Here is a 23,426-nt window from a genome sequence, read left to right on the forward strand (position 1 = left end):
CTCACTGAGGCAAATAATTTTGGCCCCACCACAAATCAAGGGTGGGAGCTGGCTTGCCTGCGATGGCGGTGGGTCAGCCGCCAGAAACAGTGACTGAACTGCCGCTATCGCGGGCAAGCCCGCTCCCACAGGGGATCTGCGCGGGGCAGAGAGTTTTGGCCCCACCACAAATCAAAGGTGGGAGCTGGCTTGCCTGCGAAGGCGGTGGGTCAGTCGCTAGAAACGGTGACTGAGCTGCCGCCATCGCGAGCAAGCCCGCTCCCACAGGGGGCCTTGTCGGCGGGGCGATTTTGGATGCACCACAGCTCCCACCTTTAGAGTTGCGCCAGCTTTAGCGCCAGTGCCTTGGCCTGAAGCGCCACATCCGTCACCGCCGTGCTCTCCCACCACATACCGCGCAGCGGCGGGCCCATGGCGAAGAGTCGCTCACTCACAACGCCGTGCTCATCCAGTACCGCCCCCGAGGCATCCGCCGCTATCCCCAATGCCAAGGGCCCGGGTTTGATCAAGCCGCGGGCCAGCAATTGCCTGGGCAACGGCCGGGCCACGCGGCGCCAGTCGTATTCGATCCCGCTGGAGTTGATCAACGCCGCGCCACTGAAGTGGGTGGTGTGCTGTTCGCCACGACGGCGCAGGCGCAGGGTCACTTCGCCGTTTACCGTGGGCTCCAGGCCCAGGAACGAGGCCGCGTGGATACGCAGGCGCCCCTCCCCGTGCAGGCGCGCCAGCAGTTCGGCGCTCAGGGGTGGCGAGCGATGATGATGGCTCTCCCACCAGGGCCGCACATGGCGCACGAACTGGCGTTTCTCGCGCTCGCTGGCCTGGCTCCACAAACGACCGATATGGGCGCGTACGGTGTCCAGCGGTGCTTGCCAGTCGATGCCCTGGGCCAGGGCTTTCTGGCATTCGCGGCGCACTGCCCGCAGTAATTGCAGTGGGCTGCGCAGGCCATGATCGTCAGCGAGAAAGTCCGCCCACGTAGGGGGTTGCCGGCGCACATGGGGCAACAGGCCATGGCGCGAAAAGATCTCGATCGGCCCGCGATGGCCAGCCTGTTCCAGTGACACCACGGCGTCGACCATGGTCAGGCCGGAGCCGATGATCAACACCGTGGCGTGTGGGTCCAGTTGCGTCATGGCGCGCACATCCCACGGATCAACCGCCGCCGCATTCACACCACTGGAGTGGGTTTGTGGCGTGCGCGCCGCCGGAAACATTCCGGTGGCCAGTACGGCCCGGGCACCGCGCAGTGCCCGGCCGTCATCCAGGGTCAGGCGCACGCCTCCCAGCTCTACCTGCACGTCGATGACCTCGGCGCGAATATGCTCCACGGTTGACGCCGATCCCGCCCGAGCCTGCGCCAGCCGCTGTTGCGCGTACACGCCAAAGATCCCCCGGGGTGGAAACAGCTCGCTGACCGGCACGTGCTGCTGGTCCGATTCCGGCCAGCCGCCGGCGGCGATGTACTCGCTCAACCAGTGGGTCAAGTCATCGGCGTTGTCCGGGTCCACACTCATGCGCGCCGCATTGCCATTGAGGGTGTGCCCCAGCTCCACCGCGCTATAGGCTTCGCCTAGCCCCAGCTCCATGCGCGGCTCGATCACCAGAACCTTCCGCGTGCCGGGCAAACGCAACAGCTGCACGGCCAGCAGCGTGCCGCTCAGGCCCCCGCCGATGATCAGCACATCGGCGTTGCGGATGGCCTTTGTCGCCTGTCCGCGTTCGGTTTCACTCATGCAAATACGCCCTTACTGGTTGCCCGAAGAATGCTCATGCCATCGCCTGCGCCGGTGTAAACCCGCGTGCAGAGCGACGTGGATGCGTTAGTTATATAGCCAGGTGCGCTCCGTTGCACGAGTTACGCCAAGATTGAGAACCCCATGATTCCTCACTTTGCGACAGCTCCATAGCCATGCCACACACGGTTAATCAGCAAACTGTTGATTGACTGTTGGCGGGCGAACACTGGCGCATGCAACCGCAGATTTACCTGGAACCGCCGCAAATCAAGGCTCAAACGCCCTGCACTTTCTCGATTGCGATGAAACTGTTAGCGCCATTCGTGGGTTTTTCCATGGACCGGGAACGCACACCATGGGCTGCAACGCGCCCCTTCCTGCGGATTCCCGGAGCTTTTCATGCACTTCAAGCACTCCTTTATCTGGTCTGCCCTGGCCTTGTCGATTGCCATCAGCAGCCAGGCGGCTCAGGCCCAACCGATGCCCAGCGAGCAAACCATTGGCACCCTCGAGCAGGTGTTCGCCTTCCACGACGCCATGCCCACCGGCGTCAGCGTTGCCGAAAACGGGCGGATCTTTGTCAATTTTCCACGCTGGGGCGACGCGGTGCCGTTCACCGTGGGTGAACTGCGCGATGGCCAGGTCGTGCCCTACCCTGACCTGGCTATGAACCAGGCCGATCCGAAAGACCCGGCCAAGGGTTTTATCAGCGTGCAAAGTGTGGTGGCCGATGGTCGCGGGCGGATCTGGATACTGGACACTGCCGCCCCCGGTTTCGCCTCACCAACGCCGGGCGGTGCCAAGTTGGTAGCCGTCGATCTGGCCACCAACAAAGTGGTCAAGACCCTGGTGTTCCCGAAAAGCGTGATGCTGCCCAGCACCTACGTCAACGATATGCGTTTTGACTTCCGGGTGGGCGATGAAGGGGTGATCTACATCACCGACTCTTCCCTGAGCGGCCCCGGGGCGATCATCGTCATGGACATTGCCAGCGGCACTGCCCTGCGCCGACTCAGCGGTGCCACCTCGACCTCGGTAGACCCGAACTTCGTGCCCAAGGTCGAAGGCCAGGTCTTGCAGGTTCGCAACGCCGACGGCAGCACCCGTCCGTTTGCGGTAGCGTCCGATGGCATCGCCCTGTCCGCTGACGGCCAGACGCTGTACTTCTGCCCGCTGTCCAGCCGCCATCTGTACTCGGTACCCACCGCGTTGCTGCGTGACACCTCGGTCAGCGAAGCGCGGCTGGATATGGCGGTCAAGGACCTGGGGGAAAAAGGCGCTTCCGATGGCCTCGAAGCCGATGCCTCCGGCGCCCTGTATGCCGGCGACTACGAACACAACAGCGTGCGCAAACGCCTGGCGGATGGACAGTGGCAGACCATCGTCCACGACCCGCGTGTGCTCTGGCCCGACACCCTGTCCATCGGGCCGGACGGCTACCTGTACTTCATGGCCAACCAGTTGCATCGCCAGGGCATCTTCCACGCAGGTCGCGACTTGCGCCAGAAGCCCTACAGCCTGCTGCGCGTGAAGATTGATGCAGCGCCGGCCCCCACCCTCTAGCTCCGTGATCAGCCGCAGCTCTTGAAGGAAGCAACATGCGCAGACCCCCACCCCGGCGCCCAGCAAAAACGCCGACCGTGACCCACCAGGATTTTTCCCTGGCCAATATCGCCAATGGCTCGCGTGTGGTGCGCCTGGGCGTCACCGATCTGTCCTTCCATCGCGCCACTGCCGCCGTGGTGGCGCTGGTCCTGCAGCGCATGGGCCTGACTGTCGAACGGCAATATGCCCTGCACGAAGTGAATTTCGAGCGCTTGCGCGAAGGCACCATCGACATGTTGGCCTCGGCCTGGCTGCCATGCAGCCATGGCGTGTACCGACAGGCCGTGCCCGCCCGTGAACTGGGCCTGCATTACCAGCCCTATGCCATGTGGGGCGTGCCCGACTATGTAAGCGAGGCTGACGTGGCATCCATCGACGACCTGCGCAAACCCGAGGTTCGCGCGCGCATGCACCCGCTGATTCAGGGCATTGGGTTGGGTGCGGGAATTACCCGGTTTTCCCTGAAAATCATGGATGAGTACGGCTTGAGCGACGCCGGCTACCAATTCCGCACCGGCACTCAGGACGATTGCGTCGACGCTTTTGAGGCCCTGTATCGCCAAGGGCACTGGGGCATCGTGCCCTTGTGGCATCCGCAGTTCCTGCACCACCGCTACCGTATCCGCGAACTGAAGGACCCCAGGGGTTTGCTCGGTAATGTGGACCGGGCAGTGCTGCTGGCACGGGAAGATCGCCTGGCGTTGCTGACCCGGGCAGAGATTCAGGTGCTGGATAATATTCGTCTGTCGAACCCGATCGTTGCCGAGCTGGATGATGCATTCAATCGGGGTGAACGCTCGGCGGATGAGGCGGCCAGGGAGTGGCTGGCGCGCCATCCGCAGATGCTGCGTGGGTGGCTGGCACCGGTGAGCTGACAGCAAGCTTGGAGCCTATGGCTTATTGTGCGTAGCAGTCGCATTTTAGGGCCGCTTCGCGCCCCAACGGGAGCAAGCGCCCTCGCCACAGGTTATCGATTGCCTGCACCTCTCTTAGCTGAACGGCAAGCGGGTTTGCCCCGCTCGCCACAGCCCCCCTTAGATAAATTCGAACAACACCGGCGCCGGCAAGCGGGACTTGGGCAGGCCCGCATTAAAATCCTCATGGCTGTGGTAACCCACACTCACCACCACCAGGCTGGTAAAGCCGCGCTCGCGCAAATCCAGTTCGGCATCCAGCGCCTTACTGTCAAAGCCTTCCATGGGCGTGGCATCCAGGCCCAGGGCAGCAGCGCCGAGCAACAGCGTGCCCAGGGCCAGGTAAGTCTGCTTTTCCATCCAGTGTTGCAGGTCTTTGTAGTCATAACGATGCAGATCGACAAACCGCCGCCGGCCTTTGTCCTGCCCGGCCTTGGCCTGCTCATCCACAAAACGCCCATCGCTGGCTTCTTGCTCCAGCAGCGCCTGCAGGTACTCCTCGGGCATCTGGGTACGCGTGCAGAGCACAATCACATGGGAGGCATCGAGGGTCTTCGCGCGATTGAACTCAAAACCACCCTGCATACTGTCCGCAATCCGAGCTTTACCCTCGTCTTCGTGGGCAATGATAAAGTGCCAGGGCTGCGAGTTGACGGAAGACGGGCTGTTGCGCAGTTGTTCCAGCAACAATTCAATGGTTGCCACGGGAATCTTGCGCGATGAATCGAAGAGTTTGGTTGTATAACGACGCTTGGACAGGCTTACCAGATCCATAAAAGGACTCCAATCAAAATAGGCAAAAACAGCGAGTCCATCGTTACCCTTCGCCCCGCCGAGAAAAACCACCCGCACGCGTCAAGAGTTTCACTGGCACAGTGAAAGTGCGCTGTGCGCCTGCGTCCCTGCAGGGGAATCGCCCGGGTCAGTCGTACTCGACAATCCCCAGTTGCTTGGCCATGAACAGCTCATTGCGCTCGACGATTTCCTCGACCACTTTGCCTTCGGCATTGAACCGGAAGTACGTCAACGCGCTCCAGGACAGGTCTTTACCGCTCACATCAAAACCATGCCAGGTGTTGGAACCCTTGGCGTGATGCATCAACGCAACCACCACCACATCACCGGCCACCACTTCTTTCTGGAAGGTTGTCGCGATCGACTCGTAGCGCTCGGTCACGTTCAGGCGCAAGGCCTGTTTGAACGGTTCGACACCGACGATAGGCGCCGGACAATCGGGGCGGTGAACCACCACATCGTCGGCAAAAAATTCCGCTACGCGCTCAACATCCTTACCGTCGACGCAATACTTGAAGTACTTTTTCACCACATCCAGATGCTTGCTCATTTCGACTCCAATCAAGTTTTTCCCTGCACTCAACGGCTAGACTGGCAGGGGCAAAAAAAGCTTAACGGTCGGCATACACCTGAAAAATGCTGTAACTGGAAAACACCCTTGCGCGCAGTGGAGCAATGCTGATGGATCGCTGGACCGAATATGAGTTGTTTGTAAAGGTCGCGGAGCTGGGCAGCGTGACCAAGGCCGCAGACGCCCTGGACCTGTCCAGTGCGGCGGCCAGCCGGCACTTGGCGGCACTGGAGAATCGCCTGGGCGTGAGGCTGATCGAGCGCAGCACCCGGCGTTTGTTCGTCACCGAGGTCGGCAAGGTGTTCTACACCAACGCCAAGGCAGCCCTCACGGCGATGCAAGGCGCGACCGAGGCCGTCAGCGCGAGCAAAAACCACCCCCATGGGGTGTTGCGTGTGACTGCATCCTTATCCCTGTGCCTGCAACATATCCTGCCGCTGGTGCCCAAGTTCAAGGAGCAGTACCCGGATGTACGCCTGGATATCGTGGCCGAGAACCGCTACCACGACATCATTGACGACAACATCGACGTCGCCCTGCGCACCCGTGACAGTGAGCCGGACTCCAGCCTGGTGATCCGCCGCCTGACCGATACCCGACGCATACTGGCTGCCTCGCCGGACTACCTCGAGCGCTGCGGCCGCCCGCAACATCCGCAGGCGTTGGCCGAGCATCATCTGTTGCTCTACACCTACGCCACCGATCCCTATGAGCTGACGTTCCAGCGCGAAGACCAGACCATCACGGTGCCCGCCACTCCGGCGCTGGAATCCAACGACGGCTATCTGTTGCGCGCGGCCGCGCTGCAGGGCCAAGGCATCCTCGCGCAACCCACTTATGTGATCCACGACGATATCGTCGCCGGGCGCCTGGTGCCGATCCTCAGCGACTGGAGCCTGCCTCGCCTGGAAATCAACCTCGTCTACCCCTCACGACGCCACCTGCCGGCCAAGACCCGGGTGTTTATCGACTTTATTGTCAAAGAATTCCAACCCCTGGATTGACCCGTCGCGCTCAGTGCCGGATCACTGCTTTGAGTACCGTCTTGAAGGTCTCCAACTGCTCTTCGCTGAATTGGCTGAAGACCGTGTCCTGCTGCTCTCGGGCGATGGTCCACAACGACTCGGTTTCGTCGATGCCCTTGGTGGTGAGCTTTACCCGGTCCTGATCATCGCGTACCAACGCCTTGCGCTTGAGGTTGTTCACCGCCTCTTCGATCTCGCGCACCGGCATTGCCACTTCGCGCTGCAACTCGGCCAGGCTCAGGCCGGCATCGTTCTCCAGCACCATCAGCATCCGCGCTTCACTGGTGCGCAGGCCGGTGGACAGTTGGCGGGGCTGGTAGCTGGCCTGATAGGCCCGCAGCGCCTGGGTCATCAGGTAATAGAGGTTATGGCTCAGGCGCCCCTGGAAATGGCTGCTCGCTGGCTGGCCCTCCTCACGGCGGGTCATGCGGGTGTGTGGCAGGACCATGGAATAGGCGCCCTGGTGATAGAGCAACGGTGAGCGGCCGCAGTCGTCGAAGGCCACCACTTTGCCAATCATGATCCAGTGATCACCCCCATCGACCTGCTGGTACTTCTCACACTCAAAGCGTGCCGAACAGTCGGCCAACACCGGCGCCCCGCCCGCACCCGCCTGGTATTCGATCTCGGCAAAACGGTCCTCCCGGGGCCGGGCAAAGTTGTTCGACAGGTCAATCTGATCGGCGGCCAGCACATTTACCGCAAAGTGCGTGGCGGCTTCAAACACGGCGTGGCTGGTGGAGCGTTTGTCGATGCTCCAGAGAATCAGCGGCGGGTCCAAAGACACCGAATTAAAACTGTTGGCGGTGACACCGACCTTGCGCCCGCTGGCGTCGGCGGCGGTGACCACGGTGACACCAGTGGCGAAATTGCCCAGGGCACGGCGAAAGGCGCGGGTATCGACTTGGTTTTCAATAGACATGCAAGACTCCCGGACAGGCTGAAGGCCCTGCCCTGATTATTCTTATAGGTAAGCGTAGCGTGCTCAGACCATCGCCGGGTCAGGCTCCAGGCCCATCAATTCGCGCCCGAGAATCTGTGCGCAAACGTCATAGTCGGTGTAGGCATGGGCGCCGGCGAGGTGAACGTCGCGGAACAGGCGCTGCAGTTCGTTGGTTTCAAACCAGGCGCCACCGCCCGCCGCCTCCATCAGGCGATCCACCGCCTGGATGCACATTTTAGTGGCGTAGCCCTGGTTGGTCCGCCAGAACGCCAGGGTGCCGCGGCTTGGATATTCATGGCGCTCGCTGTGCTCGGCGATCTCGTCCCAGCTTTTTTCCAGCAAGGCGCGTGCGGCGGCCACCTGGTGAGTAGACTCGGCCAGACGCATCAACGCAGGGGTCGCGGCGCCGACGGCCGCACCGGTGTAGGCGCGCACACGGTTTTTGGTTTTTTCGCGGAACACCTCGAGCATGCGCTCGGCGACTCCCAGGCCGACGGTGGAGAAACCACTGGCAAAATACGGACGGTACGGGGCAAAGAAAACCCTGCTGTCGGGGTACAGGCCGAAGCCCGCCGACTTGCCTTCCATCATGTCCTTGGCCTTCTGGATACGGTGCTCGGGCACGAAAGCCTGATCGACGATCAGGGTCTTGCTGCCGCTGCCACGCATGCCCACGGCATACCAGTCGTCACGAATCTGATAGTCACTGCGCGGCAGTACCGCGAAGCAGTAATCCTGGGTGCCTTCGGCGTTTTTGCGGCGAAAGCCCATGATCGCCCATTCGGCGTGGTCACAACCCGAACTCCAGCCCATCTCACCGCTGAAGGTCACGCCACCCGGCACTTCTTCAGTACGCCCAAATGGCGCGATGCTGCTGCTGGCGGTGGCGTCGGGGTCGACGCCCCAGACCTCGTCTTGCAACTTGACCGAGAACATAGCCATCTGATGGCTATGGGTACACAGCAGGCTCATGGCCCACGCGGTGCTTGCGCAAGCGCCGGCCAGCAAAGCGATGCACTGGGCAAACTGCGGCAGGGAGATTTCCATGCCTCCGTACTTTTTCGGCAGAAATGCCCGGTGCATGCCGATGCCCTTGAGCAACGCGATGTTCTCGGCAGGTACGCTGCGATCTTTCTCGGCGGCGAAGGCATTGGCAGCAATGGCGGGCAAGACCGACTTGAGGTCTTCCAGCAGAGGGTTTGGCTTTTTCATGGGTGCTCTCTTTATTATTGGATATCCCCATTCCTGGCCTGCCTGCGCCCTGCTCACTCGGCAGGAGGCTTAAAACAACCGGGAACGTTCGTAAAGACACGCCCAGTATGTGGCGCTTGGTCGCAGCGCAACATGCACGTTCCGGATGGAAGATTGTACTTTTCATGGCCCACAAAAAAAGCCGTCGCAGAGGCTGCGACGGCTGATTAAAGACTCTCCACTGTAGGAGCTGGCTTGCCTGCGATAGCGCTGGATCAGTCGATACATGTATCGCCGACAGGACGCCATCGCAACCTCGCTAAAGCTCGACAGCTCCCACACACAACACGGTCACCCCTTAGCGATAGCGCTCAAGCCAATGCGCGTAAGGCGCCGGCAGGGTCCAGGAAGCCTTGTCCACCCCCAGTTCCTTGGCGGCGAAGTATGCCCAGTGTGGGTCGGCCAGGTGCGCACGGCCCACGGAAACCAGGTCGAGATGACCGGCCTGCAACGCCCCTTCAGCCAGTTGCGGTGTACCGAAACCCCAGGCCGACGTGACCGGCAGACCGGCTTCGCGGCGTACGCGCTCGGCAATCGGCCCCATAAACGCTGGCCCCCAAGGGATGTTGGTGTCGGGGATGGTGAAGCCGACACTGACGCTCAACAGGTCCAGGCCGCCGTCCTTGAAACGACGGGCCAGTTCGATGGACTCACACAGGGTCTGTTCGTCACGCCCGTCATATTCGAGCACCCCGAAACGCGCGGTCAGCGGCAGGTTTTCCGGCCAGACTTCACGCACGGCGGCCAGGGTTTCCAGGAGGAAACGGCTGCGGTTGTCGAAGCTGCCACCGTAGGCATCGGTGCGCTGGTTGGAGTGCTCCGAGAAAAAGCTCTGGCCCAGGTAACCGTGGGCGAAATGCAGTTCGATCCACTCAAAACCGGCGTCACGGGCACGGCGTGCGGCTTGAACGAAGTCCTGTTGCACCCGGGCGATATCCTCCAGGGTCATGGCCTGGGGGACTTTCGGCAGGTTCGCGCCAAACGCGATCGCCGAGGGTGCAAGGGTTTGCCAGCCACGGACATCGTCGGCGGCAATATGGTCGTCGCCTTCCCATGGGCGGTTGGCACTGGCCTTGCGCCCGGCGTGGGCGATCTGGATGCCGGGCACCGCGCCTGCCGCCTTGATCGCTTGCACCATGGGCACAAAGGCTTGGGCATGGGCGTCGCTCCAGATACCCGCGCAACCCGGCGTGATCCGGCCTTCGGGAGCCACGGCGGTGGCCTCGACCACCACCAGGCCGGCGCCGCCACGGGCCAGGCTGGCGAGGTGGACGTGATGCCAGTCATTGACCATGCCGTCATCGGCCAGGTACTGGCACATCGGTGGAATGGCGATGCGATTGCGCAACGTAACGTCTTTGAGCTTGAAGGGTTCGAACAATGCAGACATGAAAAAGCTCCTGAAACGAGGGTGACGTTTGATTCGATAGTTCGATCTTAATCGAACTATGGTAAACAATGCCAGCCCTGTTATCATTCGGCTCATGCGAGCCTTTAAACACCCCTCCCCCGAAGACTTGACCCTCGAACGCCTGCTCTATGCGTTGAGTGACCCTGTGCGCCTGGACATCGTGCGCTGCCTGGCCGGCGTAGAAGAAGCCAGTTGCGGCGAGTTGGATGGTGGGCGGCCGAAGTCCAGCATGTCCCACCACTTCCGGGTTTTACGTGATGCCGGGCTGGTGCATACGCGCAGCGTGGGCACGACCCATATGAATTCGTTGCGGGCCGATGTGTTGGCCGAACGATTTCCCGGGTTGCTCGAAAGCATCCTCGCCCAACAATAAGACCGCGCTGTCACGCCCCGCGAGACAGCGCCTACAGACAGCGTCAGTAGAAATACGCCAGGCGAAACTGCAGCGAATTGTCGATCTTCACCCCTTCGCGCACCGCCGTGTCATGCATCAATTGCCCCAGCACCTGTACCTGCTTGCCCACCATCGTGGCCACGGTGAAGCCCAGCGTGCCATTGCTGCGGCTGGTGGCCAGGGTTTCATGGTCCAGCGTCTCGCGGGCGCCCCAATTGTGCCGATAGGAGATGGCCGCGTAAGTCTCTGGAGTGAAGTTGTAGCGCAGGTGGTTGTGCAGTTGCAGCAGCGGATCTTTCTTGGCATCGGTGGCGCGCTGTTCACCGTAGAACTCCGTCTCGGCAATCACATCCCAGGTGATTTTGTCGGTCAGCCCCTTGATATAGCCCACCTGGAAATCCAGGGCCCAGCGGTTGTTGCTCAGGGCAAAACCCTGGTCCTTGTCACTGCCCGTGGGCGCGGTGACAAACGCCGACCAGCCCAGGTGCTGGTTGTTGGCCAGGTCCGCGAGGGTCCACAGCGTGCCGCCAAACGTAATGTCGCCCAACCCTGAGTGCTTGCTGTCGCTGGCGCCGGTCTTCTGGTAGCCGAAAGGAATGACTATTTGCGGGTCCCAGGTCAGGCCGGTGTTGAAGAACTCGGTGAAGTGGATCAGGCGCAACACCCCGACGGTCATGTCCAGGTCAAGGTTGTCGGCGACTTTCTTGCCGCCCGAGTAAACCTTGTCGCCCCGTGGGTTCTGCTGGTACAGCACCACCACATCGGTGCCCTGGGGCAAGGCGGTATAGTCGCCGGGGTCCGGCTTGACGTCGGCGTGAGCCAATGGAACCAGGCTGAAGAGCAGGGTCAGGATGCTAAGTGTTTTCATGGCAAGTACCGTTATTGTTATTGGAGGCAACACTCGGCCATGACGACGTCAAAAGACGTCGCCCGGCACAGTTCAAACAAGGGGAGATCAGTGAATGGCGTTGAGGTCGGCCTGCAGATCCCGGGTGCGCTTGACCAGGTACTGGCGCAGCAACTCCATGTCTTCGCGCTGCAGAATGTCGGAGAAGTTCGGCATGCCCTTATTGATCAACGCGCCACTGACAAAGGCCGGAAATGCCGCGTGCTTGTTGTCATCCAGGTAACGCAGGTCGGGCACGACCCCGCCGCTGATCGCGTTCAGGCCATGGCAACCGGCACACAGGCCATTGAACATGCCACGCGCCTGCACCAGTTGCTCGGGGGTCGCCGTGAGTACCTGGCGGGTAGTCGGCAGTACCGGCGCGGCCTTGGGGGGTGGCAGCTCACCGGTGGCACCGAGCTTGAAGGCAATCACCCGCGATTCAGCGCGCACCTTGCCCTTGTTGGTCAGCGGGCCGGTCAACAGCGGCAGGATCCCGCCCCACCCCACGGAAAACGCCACGTACTGCTCGCCATTGACCGTATAAGTAACCGGCCCCGCCATCACCCCGGAGTTGGCCCGGTGCTCCCACAGCGGCTGACCGGTGTCGGCGCGATAGGCCACCACCCGTCCATCGGCCGTGCCCTGGAACACCAGGTTGCCGGCCGTGGCGAGGGTGCCGCCGTTGCCGGCGCTGACATAGGGTTGTTTCCAGGCCGCCTTCTGCTTGACCGGGTCCCAGGCGATCAACTCTCCGCTCCACGCATCCCGGATCTGGTTGAGGACTTTCGGGTCTTCCGGCAGGTCCGGCACATCCAGGCCGAAGTTCACCACTGACTTGTTCGCCAGGAACTGCGGGACCTTGGCCGCCTTCAACTCGGCCAGGGTGTACTGCGCCGGAATGTACACGTAGCCGGTTTTCGGGCTGTAGGACATGGGATGCCAGTTATGCCCGCCAAGGAAACTCGGCTGCACCACCTTGGGCTCCTTGGAATAGTCCGCCGCGCCGGTAAGAATCGGCCGCCCAGTCTGCAGGTCGATGCCACTGGCCCAGTTCACCGGCACGAAATTCTTTGCCGACAACAGTTTGCCGTTGGTGCGATCCAGCACATAGAAAAAGCCGTTTTTCGGCGCCTGCATGATCACCTTGCGTACGCTGCCATTCATCTCGATATCGGCGAGGATCATGTGCTGGGTCGCGGTGAAGTCCCACTGGTCCTGCGGGGTGATCTGGTAGTGCCAGACGTACTCGCCGGTGTCCGGGCGCAGCGCCAGGATGGATGACACATACAGGTTGTCGCCCTTGCCATTGCTGCGGAACTGGTAGTTCCACGGCGAGCCATTGCCGGTGCCCACGTAGAGCAGGTCCAGTTGCGGGTCGTAGGCCATCGAGTCCCACACCGTGCCGCCGCCGCCCCACTTGACCCAGCCGTCACCGTCCCAGGTCTTCATGGCCTTGGCCATCGCCGCATTTTCCGGCGGCAGCTTGGGGTCACCCGGCACGGTGTAGAAGCGCCAGACTTGCTTACCCGTGTCGGCGTCATAGGCGGTGACATAACCGCGCACGCCAAATTCGGCGCCCCCGTTGCCGATCAATACCTTGCCCTTGACGATGCGTGGCGCGCCAGTAATCGAGTAGCTTTTGCTGCGATCAATGAGGGTGTCGACGCTCCACACCGGCTGGCCAGTGCCGGCATCCAGCGCAATCAAGCGCCCATCGAAACTGCCCACATAGACCTTGCCCTGCCACACCGCCACGCCACGGTTGACCGGACCGCAGCAGCCCTGGCCAAGGTTCTCGGCAGGGACCTTGGGGTCGTACTTCCACAACAACTCACCCGTGGCCGCATTGATCGCATAGACGATGCTGAAGGCACCCGTGGTGTACATCACCCCATCGACTACCAGCGGCGTGGCCTCGGTGCCACTGTCGATATCCAGCTTGGTGGTCCAGGCCATGCCCAGTTGGCCGACATTGCCGGCATTCACCCTGTCCAGCGGGCTGTAGCGTTGTTCATCGTAGGTGCGACCGTGGCTCATCCAGTTACCGGGCTCACGGTCGGCGGCGATGATGCGCGGCCCATCGACCTGGGCCGGCCCGGCCAAGGCCAGGGTGGCGAACGCGCTCAATAGCAGGGGCGTGCCCAACAGCAGGCTCCGTGTATTCATTGTTATTGTTCTCCAACATTAATCGACTCAGGCCACGCTATTAGAGGGTCTGCCACCTGCGGCCACTTGACTGAGGCTGCCAAAGCCCTTGGCATTCCCTGCCAAAGCGCGGCCTATAGCGGCTGCTGGCGAAAGTCCCGGGGCGCATGCTGGAAATGCCGCTTGAAGGCGCGACTGAAATGCGCGGCATCGACAAACCCCCACTTGAAGGCGATCTGGGTGATTGACTCATGCCGCAAATCCCGCGCACGCAGGTCCTGGGCCACCCGCTCCAGACGGCGCTGCTGGATGTAGCGCGCGATGCTTTCATGCCGCTGCTCGAACAGCCGGTAGAGTTGGCGCACTGAGACATTCAGGTGCCGCGCCAGGTATTCGGGGCTCAATTCGGTCTCTTGCAGGGAGGCTTCCACCAGGCGCGTGGCCAGGCCATAAATGTCGTCCTGGCCCACGCAGGCAAAGCCCGGCTGGCCCTCAGCGCGCTCGTCCAGACCGGCAACCGCCAGGCCGATCAGGGCCTGCTCCACGGCCGGGCCATCGTTCTCGCCACCATAGCCTTCACTCAGTTGCGCATCCTCCAGGGAGCGCACCAATGCACGAATCATATGGGTGGCGACGCTGTTGCGCGCCAGCTTGCCAAACAGGCGCTGCTGGCCGAATTGCCGGGCGACCTCGGCGCGGGACAGATGCACCGAGATATTCTGTACCAGTCCCTGGGGCTCAATCTCGAAGGCCTGGGCCGAGTCCACCAGGGCGATATCGTCGGGCCCCAGGTCAATCACCCGGTGCTGCTGGCGGATGCGTTGATGGCCGCTGCCCTGCAGGATCAGAAAACAGTGGCGGTCATCGTCGCCATCGCCGTGGGTGTGATGGCGGCTGATCAGCCCGGCATTGGTGCGGATATGCGCCAACTCCAGGCCACACACGTCCTGGCCGTGGACGCTGCCAATAAACAGGCTGTGTCGATCTGACTGCGCGGTGCTGAAATTGCCGCAGACTGCACGCAAGTCACGATTCCAGTTGGCGAACTCAACGCAAGGGTTGAACAAGGCAGGCATACCCCCTCCCACAGACCATTTATAGTTATATTGTTAACATATTATCTATATGCGGTCAGTGCAAGCAGGGTCAGGAGCGGCTAAGCAGTCCGGCCCGTGATCAGCGCGCCGATGGCCTGGGCATCCACCGGCACGCTGAGGTAGAAACCCTGCGCTTCATCGCACTGCACGTCCTTCAGCGCCGTGAGTTGGTCGAGGGTCTCTACGCCTTCGGCGGTCACCGTCAGCGAGAGCGCCCGGCCCAGGCCGACAATCGCCTGGATGATCGACTGATCGCCACCACCGGCGGTCAGGCCGCCGACAAAGCTGCGGTCGATCTTCAGCCCGTCGAAGGGGAATGAGCGCAGATAACTCAGCGACGAGTAGCCGGTGCCAAAGTCATCCATCAGCAAGCGCACGCCCAGGGCCTTGAGGCCTTGCATGATGCTCAAGGCGACTTTCTCGTCATTGAGCATCACACTTTCGGTCAGCTCCAGCTCCAGCCGCGCCGGGTTCAAGCCCGTCTCCAGCAACACCGCTTTGACCCGCGACACCAAGTGCCCACGCTGGAACTCGGTGGAGGACAGGTTGACTGAAATCATCACGTCGTCAGGCCAGCCTGCGGCCGTCTGGCAGGCCGCGTGCAGCACCCAGTTGCTCAACGGCAGGATCAGCCCGGTTTCTTCGGCGATGGGGACGAATACGTCGGGGCCCAGCAGCCCGCGCCTTGGGTGCTCCCAACGCACCAGGGCCTCGGCACCGGCCAGGCGCTTGCCTTCAATGCGGTAGCGCGGCTGGAAATCCAGGCGCAGTTCACCGTGCTTGATCGCCTGGCGCAAATCGGCTTCCAGTTGGCGCCGCTCAATAATGCGTGCGTTCATATCGCCCGCATAAAAGCGCCAGGTGTTACGCCCGCCTTCCTTGGCTTCGTAGAGAGCGATATCGGCATAGCGCAGCAACTCTTCGGCCAGGGTCGCGTCCGCCGGCGCCATGGCAATACCAATGCTGGCACTGATAAACACTTCATGTTCGGTGATGTAAAACGGTTGTTCTATGCAGTCGATCAGGCGCCGACACAGGCCTTCCACCTCCAGCGGCGAGCTCACGCCCGCCACCACCAACATAAACTCATCGCCACCTATGCGCGCCACCAGATCATCCCCACGCAGGCAGCCCTGCAAACGCCGGGACACCTGATTGAGTACATCATCGCCAGCCGCGTGCCCCAGCAGGTCGTTGACCGGCTTGAAGCGGTCAAGATCAATACTGAGCATGACCAACGGCCTTGCCAGGGTCGGCACCGCCTTGAGCTTGCCCTCGAGGAATTCCTGCATGCGCGTGCGGTTGGCCAGCCCCGTCAAGGCATCGTGTTGCGACAGATATTCAATGCGCCGCCGGGCCTCGACCTCTTCGGTGATGTCGCTGGCGGTGCCTCGATAACCCTGGCCAGGTATCTCGCGCACCGACAGCCGGCAAATGCGTCGCTGACCCTCGCCAGACACATAGCTGCACTGCACGATGGCATTCGGGCGATGGGCGTGGTCCTTGAACCAGATGGCCAACAGGCCCTGATCAGAGGTCAGCAGCTGATCCACCGCCAACCCCAGGCAGTTGGCCCCGACAAGGCCGGTAATTACATCAAAGCGCTCCGAGAGGTAGGTAAACCGCAGTTGGGTATCGACTTCCCAGATCCAGTCGGACGCCGCTTCGGCCACATCACGAAAGCGCTCCTCGCTGACCGCCAGCGCCGCACGACTGGCTTGCAGGGTGGCGTAATTAAGGTCCATGACCCGCGCGGCAGCGGTACTGCGGCGCTGGATAACCCAGGCCATCAAGGCAAAGATCAGGCCGGCAACTGTCACCAGCGGCACAACCAGCCCCAGCAACTGGCGCCCAGGATCCTCCGCGGTCCATTGCACAACACCTGCATTGTCCCTGAGGCTCAGGCTCGGTGCGCCCGCCGCCGCCCCGCCGGCCGGGGCGACCCGCAGACCTTGCACACCAAAATCCTCGCCCAGTGCAGCCAGCCGTTGCGGCGCCAGCTTGGCAATGAAGATCAACACCGAAGCGGGACCGCTATCGGCCTCTACGTTCGGATCGGTGCCAGGCGTCAGCGCAGCGGCGGCCAACACCGCCGGCATGCCATCGGCCTGTATCAGACGGGTCACCGATTGGCTGTTGGTCGCGGCCTGCCGGGCCTGGGCCAGCAGGGGCTCGATCGGCAGGTGCAACCAGTCCTGCACGGCGACGCTCTGCAGTTGGCCCTCAATCAGCGAATACACCGTGCGACCGGCTGGATCGACAACAAACACCCCCTGGAAACCGAAGTCGGAAAACAGCGTCGTGCCGATGTTTTGCCGGACAAACGCCCAGTCCACATCCACCTTTTGATGCAGGTGTTCGTAGGCATCCCCCCAAAACGCATAGTCCTTGACCGTCGAACCAGCGACGCGCTCAACCGACAGCAGGGCGTTTTCGATATCAATGCGGCTGTGCTCGCCGGCATCGTGATTCAAGTGCTCGGCAATGGACACCAGCAACACCCCGACCAACAGAAACATGGCCAGTAGCAGCAGCGAACAGGCGAGCAGATAAGCCCGTGCAGTAGAAAGATTGGAAACCTTGCCTTGCAGCGACGACTTGGGGCCAACGTTGAGCTTTTCCATGAGCGCTCCAGGCGCCAGGGCGCCCTAACAACCCGCACCGAAAATCACACCACGCACACGCAAGTGCGAGACTACCTGCCCATAGACGATAGACAATTTTTGCGCGTCGAACAGCCCGAAAACCGCCTTATGCGCAATGCACCACATAACGCACGGCAAACCCACTCAGGCGCTGATCCAATTGCTCGCGTTGCACAGCGCTAAGCTGTGGCACATGAATATCCACGCGCTGCCCGTGGCGCTCGTCACTGTGGGCCTCCACCCGGCTTGGCGCCGCGACCTGCAGCACCTCATCCTCGAACACCCGTCGGATAGCGTCCAGGCGCAAGGCGGGCTTAAAGGTCTTGCCTACGGCGGTCAATGGAATCTGCTCTACCAACCAGATGTTCTTGGGTACCGCCGCACGTTCGTGGATATGCTGCGTGGCGTGTTCCAGTAACTGGGCCTCACTAGCGTGCTCACCAGCCTTGAGCTGCACGTAGACCACCGGCAGTTCCCCGGCCCTGGTATCCGGTTTGCCCACTGCGGCGGCCAACGCTACGGACGGATGGCGATGCAGGGCCTCTTCGATCATTTGCGGGTCGATATTATGGCCACCGCGAATAATCAGATCCTTGCTGCGACCGGTCAGCCAGATGTAACCATCGGCATCGATGCGCCCCAGGTCGCCGGTATTGAACCAGTCACCATCCAGCCAGATGCCTGCGTTCTTGTCCGCTTGCAGATACCCCTTGAACACCGTCGGGCCACGCAGGCACAGGGTGCCTGGCTCATCGGTCGCGGCGTCGCGCCAATAGTTGCCGGCGCTGTCGAGTACCACGATCTTGACCTGGCAGTACGGCAGGCGCAGACCGATTGAGCCGGGCCGACGCTCGCCTTCATAAGGGTTGCAGGCCGTGGCGCAGGTGCCTTCGGTCAAACCATAACCTTCGATGATGCGTAGCCCCGTACGGGCTTCGAACTGGCGGATCAGCTCCACCGGCATCGGCGCGGCACCGCAGAGTGCAAAGCGCAGGCTAGAGACGTCGATACCGTCATTAGGGATCTGCAGCAGTGCGGCATAGATGGTGGGCACTCCACTGAAACTGCTGATCCGGTAGCGCTCCACCAACTTCCAGAAGTCCTTGATCAAGGCCGGGTTGCGGTAACCCTGGGGCCCGGCGAGCAACACCTGGGCTCCGTAATGGAACGCGGCGAGACCGGTGACCATCACCCCGTTGACATGAAACAGCGGCAACCCACACAGCAGCACATCGTCCGGCACATATCGCCCATGCAGGCCAATGATCTCGGCCATCGCCACTTCGTTGAAGTGGCTGTGGGGGGCCAGTTTCGGGGTGCCAGTGGTACCACCAGTGTGAAAATAGGAGGCGATATCGTCAGGCTGGATAACCCGCCCGCTTTCCAGATGATCGGCCGGGGAGTCAGCGAGCAGCTCATCGAAATCCAGGACGCCTGCGGGCATCGTTGGCCGCTGGGCCCGTACGGCGCTGCGTTGCGGTTCCGGCAACAGGTTGGCGAGGTCGACCGTCACAATCGTAGGCATCTGTGGCAGGAAGTCTGCCAGGGCGGCGACTTTCTGCCACAGGTCAGTACCGGGGAACGGTGCCAGTGTGACCAGCACCGAGGTATTGGACGCACGGATCAGCTCTGCAATGTGCTCAGGTTCGAGCAACGGGTTGATCGCATTGACGATCCCCGCGGCCTCTGCCCCCCAAATCACAAAGTGCGTCTGCGGCAGGTTAGGCAACAGGAAAGATACCGCCTGGCCCGGGCGTATACCCAGGCGATGCAAGGCGTTGGCGGTTTGCGTGACCTTGGCGAAAAGCTCGGCATAGCTGATGCGCCAAGGCTGATCCTCGATGCTGCCCGTCGGCAGGAAACACAAGGCTGGCAGATCGGCAAAGCGTTCGGCGGCCCGCTGCAACAACTCATAGGTACTGCCAGGCAAGTCACGCTGGGCCAGCGGGGAGTGTTGCTCGAGGGCTTGGATATCGCTCAACCGGGCAAGGGAAACAGGGCTGTTCATGGGTTTACTGTTCTTCCGTGTTTTTTACTAAGGGCGCCAGGGGATGGGTGCTGGGAAACGCCTGTTCATAGGCCCGGCACACCCGTAGCACTTGATCGTCTGCAAACCGTGCCCCCACCACCTGCAAGCCAATCGGCAGGCCCGCGCTGGAAAACCCGCAAGGCAATGAAGCCGCTGGCTGCTGGGTAAGGTTGAAGGGATAGCTGAAGGGCGACCACTTCATCCAATCCTCCAGTCCCGAGCCCGGCGGTACGTCATGCCCTGCCTCGAATGCAGTGATGGGCATCATCGGGCAAACCAGCAGGTCATAGCGGCTGTGGAACTCACTCATCCGCGCTACCAGCGCAGCCCGTGCTTCCTGGGCTGCGGTGAAATGCGTCAGGGTCGTGTGCTGGCACTGCTCGGTAAAACGCAGCAGGCCCGGATCCAGCAACCCCTTCTGCTCACTGCTCAGCTGCGTTGCCAAGTCCCTGGCCCCAGCGTAGACCACGGTTTTGAACAACTCCAGTGGGTCACTGAAGCCAGGGTCCGCAGCCTCGATATGCGCGCCCAACAGCGCCAGGTGCTCCACCGCCTGGGCCACGGTACGGGCCACTTGGGGGTCAACGGTTACATAGCCAAAATCCGCACTGAAAGCGATGCGCAAACCGCGCAGGTCAGTGCTCTGCGCCAACCAGGGCGTATGCCGTGGTGCCCCCAGCAACCCATCTCTGGGGTCAGGCCGGGCGACGGTCTGCAGAAACAACACGGCATCGTCCACCGTGCGCGTCATGGGCCCCAGATGTGAAACCAGCGTGGTTGCGCTGGCCGGCCATTGGGGAATGTAGCCAAAGGTCGGCTTGAACCCGAACGTCCCGGTGAAACTGCTGGGGATGCGAATCGAGCCCCCCGCATCGCTGCCTTGATGCAACACCCCCAGGTTGAGGGACGCCGCCACCGCCGCGCCACCAGATGATCCGCCAGAGGTCATGCGCGTATCCCAAGGGTTGCGGGTAATGCCGTAGAGCGGACTGTCCGTCACGCCCTTCCACCCGAACTCCGGACTGGTGGTCTTGCCAAGGATGACCGCGCCGGCGTCACGCAAAAACGTGGTGATCGGTGCGTCGACCTCCCATGGTCCATCGCCAGGAATCACCAGCGAAGCCTTGCGGGTGGGCATGCCGCGGGTTGCCGTCAGTTCCTTGATTGAGGTTGGCACGCCGTCCAGCGCACCATTCGGTTGGCCTTTGAGCCAGCGTTTTTCAGAGGCTCGCGCGGTGTCCAGTGCGCCTTGTGGGTCGGTATAGCAGTATGCATTGACCAGTGGGTTGAAGCGCTCGATACGGGCCAATGCATCCTGGGTGACTTCCACGGGTGACAGTCGTTTAGTGCGAAAATGTTCGAGCAACTCCACGGCGCTCATCTGCGCCATAGTGGTCTGTTGGGTCATGACAGAATCCTGGTGATGGCGTTATTCCCTGTAAACGCGTGATCTCAGCGCAGATAACCTTCCACCAGCGCCACCCAGCAAGCAGCGCCCAGGGGAATCAACTCGTCGTTGAAGTCATAGTGATCGTTATGCACCGAACAGCCGTTGAACTCGCCAAGGCCATTGCCCAGGCCGAAGTAGCAGCCAGGAACTTCATGCAGCATCCAGGCAAAGTCTTCGCTGCCCATGGCTTTCAATGACACTTGCTCCATGACATTGGCGGGGCCCAGGGCCCGTTTGGCTGCCTCCAGCATGTGCTGGGTCTCGACGGGCGTATTGACCAGTACCGGCGCCAGCAACTGATAGTCAATATGGGCTGTCACGCCAAATGAGGCGGCCTGGCCCTGGACAATTTCGCGAATTCTTTGCTCGACGAACGCTCGCACCTGTGGGTCAAGTGTGCGCACGCTCAACTCCAGCATCGCCGTCTCGGGGATGATGTTGACGGCGGTCCCGGCCTGCACTTTGCCGATACTGATCACGGCCGAATCATTGACCCCAATGTTGCGCGACACCACGGTTTGCAGGGCACTGATGACGCCCGCCAACGCCGGAACCGGGTCAATGCTGCGCTCCGGCATCGCGCCATGCCCACCACGGCCGGTCAGCGTGATGCACACCCGCTCCGACGAGGCCATGACCCCGCCGTTCTTGATGATCGCGTGGCCCACGGGGAAGCCCGGCATATTGTGAAAGGCATACACCGCATCGCAGGGAAAGCGCCGGAACAGGTCATCGTCCATCATGGCCTTGGCGCCCGTCAGGCCTTCTTCGTCCGGTTGAAAAATCAGGTTCACCGTGCCGTCGAACTCGCTGTGCAACGCCAGTTGCTCGGCGGCTGCCAGTAGCGTCGCCGTGTGCCCATCGTGACCACAGGCATGCATCACGCCTTCACGGCGGCTGGCCCAGGGCAAGCCGTTTCTCTCAACGATTGGCAATGCGTCCATATCGGCCCGCAGCCCAAGGCTTTTCGAGCTGTTGCCGCGCCGCAACACACCGACTACGCCGCAACCGCCAATACCGCTATGTACGGCGTAGCCCCAGCTTTCAAGCAGCCCGATAACCAGTGCGGCGGTGTCCTGGGTGTTTTGCCCAAGCTCGGGCTGGGCGTGAATGTCGCGGCGGATCGTGACAAAACGCTCGGTACTGTCTTGCAGGCGTACATGTAAAGGACTGTGGCTCACGGTAAATTCCTTATTCTTGGCTTGAGGTCAGACAATCAGGGACGCCCTGGGTACTCAGGGTAAAAACGCAATGCAGCCCCACTTAATGCAATGGCCCCACACAAGTACCAGGCCGGCACCAGCGGGCTGCCGGTCAGTGCAATCAGCCACGTCACGATCAGCGGAGAAAAACCACCAAACAACGTGACGCCGAAGCTGTAGATGATCGACAGCCCCGTCACCCGGTCATCGCGGGAAAAGGCTTCCATCAATAACGCCAGCCCTGCCCCGCCGCTGATCGCCATGGGCAGGATAAGCAACGACACCGCCACCAGGCACAGCAGCGTGTTTTGCTGGCCGAGCATCACAAAAGCGGGATAGGTCAGCACCACCTGTAGGCCACACAGCCAATACAGCAAGGGCTTGCGCCGGGGCATGCGATCGGCAAAGCGCGAGGCTAACGGCGGCACTACAGCCAGCAACACACAGGCAAAGGCCACCAGGCCAAAGGCGAAACTGCTGGGGTAATGCAAGGTGCGGGTCAGGTAGGTGGGCATGTAGAACACCACCATGTATGAACTCACCGTGGAGCTGGCCATCAACAGGATGCCCAACCCCAGTGTGCGTGCGTGATTGCGCACGAAGTCGCGAAACGGCGTCGGCTTGTCGATGTTTTCGTGGGTTTCATCCAGGTGCCGGCGGATGTACCAGCCCACCGGCCCAATCAATAGCCCGATCACGAAGGGAATGCGCCACCCCCAACTGTGCAGCGCCTCCTCCGACAGCGTGGTGGTCAGCACCAGCCCGGACAGCGCGCCCAGCAGCGCAGCAGCGCCTTGGCTCGCGCCCTGCCAGCAGACCATGAAGCAGCGATTGTCGGTACGCCCGGACTCCATCAAGAACGCCGAAGCTGCACCGACCTCGCCCCCTGCCGAAAACCCCTGCAGCAGGCGGCCAATTACCAGCAGTACGGTGGCGAAGATCCCGATGCTGGAATACGTCGGGGTGAAAGCGATAATGCCCGTGCCCACAGTCATCAGGCCAATGGTCAAGGACAAGGCCTGTTTGCGCCCGTATCGGTCGGCGAACCGGCCTATCAAGACAGCGCCCAACGGCCTTATCAGAAAACCCAGGGCAAACGTCACCAGCGACATCATCAACGACGCGAATGCAGAGTCCGCCGGGAAAAACAGCTGGCCGATAATCACCGCAAAAAAACTGTAGACCGTGAAATCATACATCTCCAGGCCGTTGCCCAGGGCCGAAGCCACGACCACGCGGCGCGTCTTGGCGCGCGACGGTAGCGCCGCAACAGGAGGAGCATATTCACCGTTAGCTGAAAGAGCCGAGGTAGTTTTCATGG

Annotated in this window: 18 protein-coding genes; 4 read left to right on the forward strand and 14 right to left on the reverse strand. The window is 61.7% G+C overall.

What is annotated here, in order from left to right:
• Nucleotides 1-314: 314 nt before the first annotated feature.
• Nucleotides 315-1,736, reverse strand: a complete 1,422-nt coding sequence (locus tag HU773_RS15355; RefSeq protein ID WP_186625188.1) for an FAD/NAD(P)-binding protein — start codon at nt 1,734-1,736, stop codon at nt 315-317.
• 402 nt (nt 1,737-2,138) lie between these two features.
• Here HU773_RS15355 and HU773_RS15360 point away from each other — a divergent pair, with 402 nt between their 5' ends.
• Together HU773_RS15360 and HU773_RS15365 are read left to right on the forward strand one after the other, a co-directional pair.
• On the forward strand, nt 2,139-3,302 hold the full coding sequence (locus tag HU773_RS15360) for an L-dopachrome tautomerase-related protein (RefSeq protein WP_186625190.1): 1,164 nt from the start codon (nt 2,139-2,141) through the stop codon (nt 3,300-3,302).
• A 35-nt stretch (nt 3,303-3,337) separates the two neighbouring features.
• Nucleotides 3,338-4,219 (forward strand): glycine betaine ABC transporter substrate-binding protein, encoded by an 882-nt coding sequence (locus tag HU773_RS15365; protein ID WP_186625191.1) that lies wholly within the window; start codon nt 3,338-3,340, stop codon nt 4,217-4,219.
• Between the two features lie 159 nt (nt 4,220-4,378).
• On the opposite strand, the gene nfsB is transcribed toward HU773_RS15365, so the two are convergent.
• Together nfsB and HU773_RS15375 are read right to left on the reverse strand one after the other, a co-directional pair.
• Nucleotides 4,379-5,032, reverse strand: a complete 654-nt coding sequence (gene nfsB, locus HU773_RS15370) for an oxygen-insensitive NAD(P)H nitroreductase (RefSeq protein WP_186625192.1) — start codon at nt 5,030-5,032, stop codon at nt 4,379-4,381.
• Between the two features lie 148 nt (nt 5,033-5,180).
• The gene (locus tag HU773_RS15375; protein WP_057440981.1) at nt 5,181-5,603 is read right to left on the reverse strand and encodes an ester cyclase; all 423 of its coding nucleotides are present in this window, start codon (nt 5,601-5,603) and stop codon (nt 5,181-5,183) included.
• Between the two features lie 131 nt (nt 5,604-5,734).
• Between HU773_RS15375 and HU773_RS15380 the strand changes: the two genes are divergently transcribed.
• The gene (locus HU773_RS15380) at nt 5,735-6,628 is read left to right on the forward strand and encodes a LysR family transcriptional regulator (RefSeq protein ID WP_186625193.1); all 894 of its coding nucleotides are present in this window, start codon (nt 5,735-5,737) and stop codon (nt 6,626-6,628) included.
• A 10-nt stretch (nt 6,629-6,638) separates the two neighbouring features.
• Here HU773_RS15380 and HU773_RS15385 read toward each other — a convergent pair whose 3' ends face one another.
• From HU773_RS15385 to HU773_RS15395, 3 genes are all read right to left on the reverse strand, one after another.
• Entirely contained in the window at nt 6,639-7,571 is a 933-nt protein-coding gene (locus tag HU773_RS15385; RefSeq protein WP_115128375.1) for a p-hydroxyphenylacetate 3-hydroxylase reductase component, read from the reverse strand.
• A gap of 63 nt (nt 7,572-7,634) precedes the next feature.
• Nucleotides 7,635-8,804 carry a p-hydroxyphenylacetate 3-hydroxylase oxygenase component gene (locus HU773_RS15390; RefSeq protein ID WP_186625194.1) on the reverse strand — a complete coding sequence of 390 codons (1,170 nt, stop codon included), beginning with the start codon at nt 8,802-8,804 and terminating at the stop codon, nt 7,635-7,637.
• A gap of 337 nt (nt 8,805-9,141) precedes the next feature.
• Complete coding sequence (locus HU773_RS15395; RefSeq protein WP_186625195.1) at nt 9,142-10,233, reverse strand: NADH:flavin oxidoreductase/NADH oxidase; 1,092 nt, start codon at nt 10,231-10,233, stop codon at nt 9,142-9,144.
• A gap of 58 nt (nt 10,234-10,291) precedes the next feature.
• On the opposite strand from HU773_RS15395, the gene HU773_RS15400 reads away from it, so the two are divergent.
• On the forward strand, nt 10,292-10,627 hold the full coding sequence (locus HU773_RS15400; RefSeq protein WP_186625196.1) for an ArsR/SmtB family transcription factor: 336 nt from the start codon (nt 10,292-10,294) through the stop codon (nt 10,625-10,627).
• Between the two features lie 43 nt (nt 10,628-10,670).
• On the opposite strand, the gene HU773_RS15405 is transcribed toward HU773_RS15400, so the two are convergent.
• The 8 genes from HU773_RS15405 to HU773_RS15440 form a co-directional block, all read right to left on the reverse strand.
• Nucleotides 10,671-11,516: a transporter gene (locus HU773_RS15405; RefSeq protein WP_186625198.1), complete on the reverse strand. Its 846-nt coding sequence runs from the start codon at nt 11,514-11,516 to the stop codon at nt 10,671-10,673.
• 87 nt (nt 11,517-11,603) lie between these two features.
• Nucleotides 11,604-13,703 carry a PQQ-dependent dehydrogenase, methanol/ethanol family gene (locus tag HU773_RS15410; RefSeq protein ID WP_186625200.1) on the reverse strand — a complete coding sequence of 700 codons (2,100 nt, stop codon included), beginning with the start codon at nt 13,701-13,703 and terminating at the stop codon, nt 11,604-11,606.
• Between the two features lie 113 nt (nt 13,704-13,816).
• Nucleotides 13,817-14,758: a transcriptional regulator FeaR gene (feaR, locus tag HU773_RS15415; protein ID WP_057440965.1), complete on the reverse strand. Its 942-nt coding sequence runs from the start codon at nt 14,756-14,758 to the stop codon at nt 13,817-13,819.
• 80 nt (nt 14,759-14,838) lie between these two features.
• Nucleotides 14,839-17,403 (reverse strand): bifunctional diguanylate cyclase/phosphodiesterase, encoded by a 2,565-nt coding sequence (locus HU773_RS15420; RefSeq protein ID WP_186625202.1) that lies wholly within the window; start codon nt 17,401-17,403, stop codon nt 14,839-14,841.
• Between the two features lie 127 nt (nt 17,404-17,530).
• Nucleotides 17,531-19,432: an acyl-CoA synthetase gene (locus tag HU773_RS15425; protein WP_186625204.1), complete on the reverse strand. Its 1,902-nt coding sequence runs from the start codon at nt 19,430-19,432 to the stop codon at nt 17,531-17,533.
• A 4-nt stretch (nt 19,433-19,436) separates the two neighbouring features.
• Entirely contained in the window at nt 19,437-20,861 is a 1,425-nt protein-coding gene (locus HU773_RS15430) for an amidase (protein ID WP_057959308.1), read from the reverse strand.
• A gap of 44 nt (nt 20,862-20,905) precedes the next feature.
• Nucleotides 20,906-22,084, reverse strand: coding sequence for a M20 aminoacylase family protein (locus HU773_RS15435; protein WP_186625206.1), 1,179 nt, complete (start codon nt 22,082-22,084; stop codon nt 20,906-20,908).
• Nucleotides 22,085-22,119: 35 nt separating this feature from the next.
• Nucleotides 22,120-23,424 carry an MFS transporter gene (locus tag HU773_RS15440; RefSeq protein WP_120733338.1) on the reverse strand — a complete coding sequence of 435 codons (1,305 nt, stop codon included), beginning with the start codon at nt 23,422-23,424 and terminating at the stop codon, nt 22,120-22,122.
• Between the last annotated feature and the right edge of the window lie 2 nt (nt 23,425-23,426).

Source organism: Pseudomonas shahriarae (assembly GCF_014268455.2).
In the GTDB taxonomy this organism is placed as follows: Bacteria; Pseudomonadota; Gammaproteobacteria; order Pseudomonadales; family Pseudomonadaceae; genus Aquipseudomonas; species Aquipseudomonas shahriarae.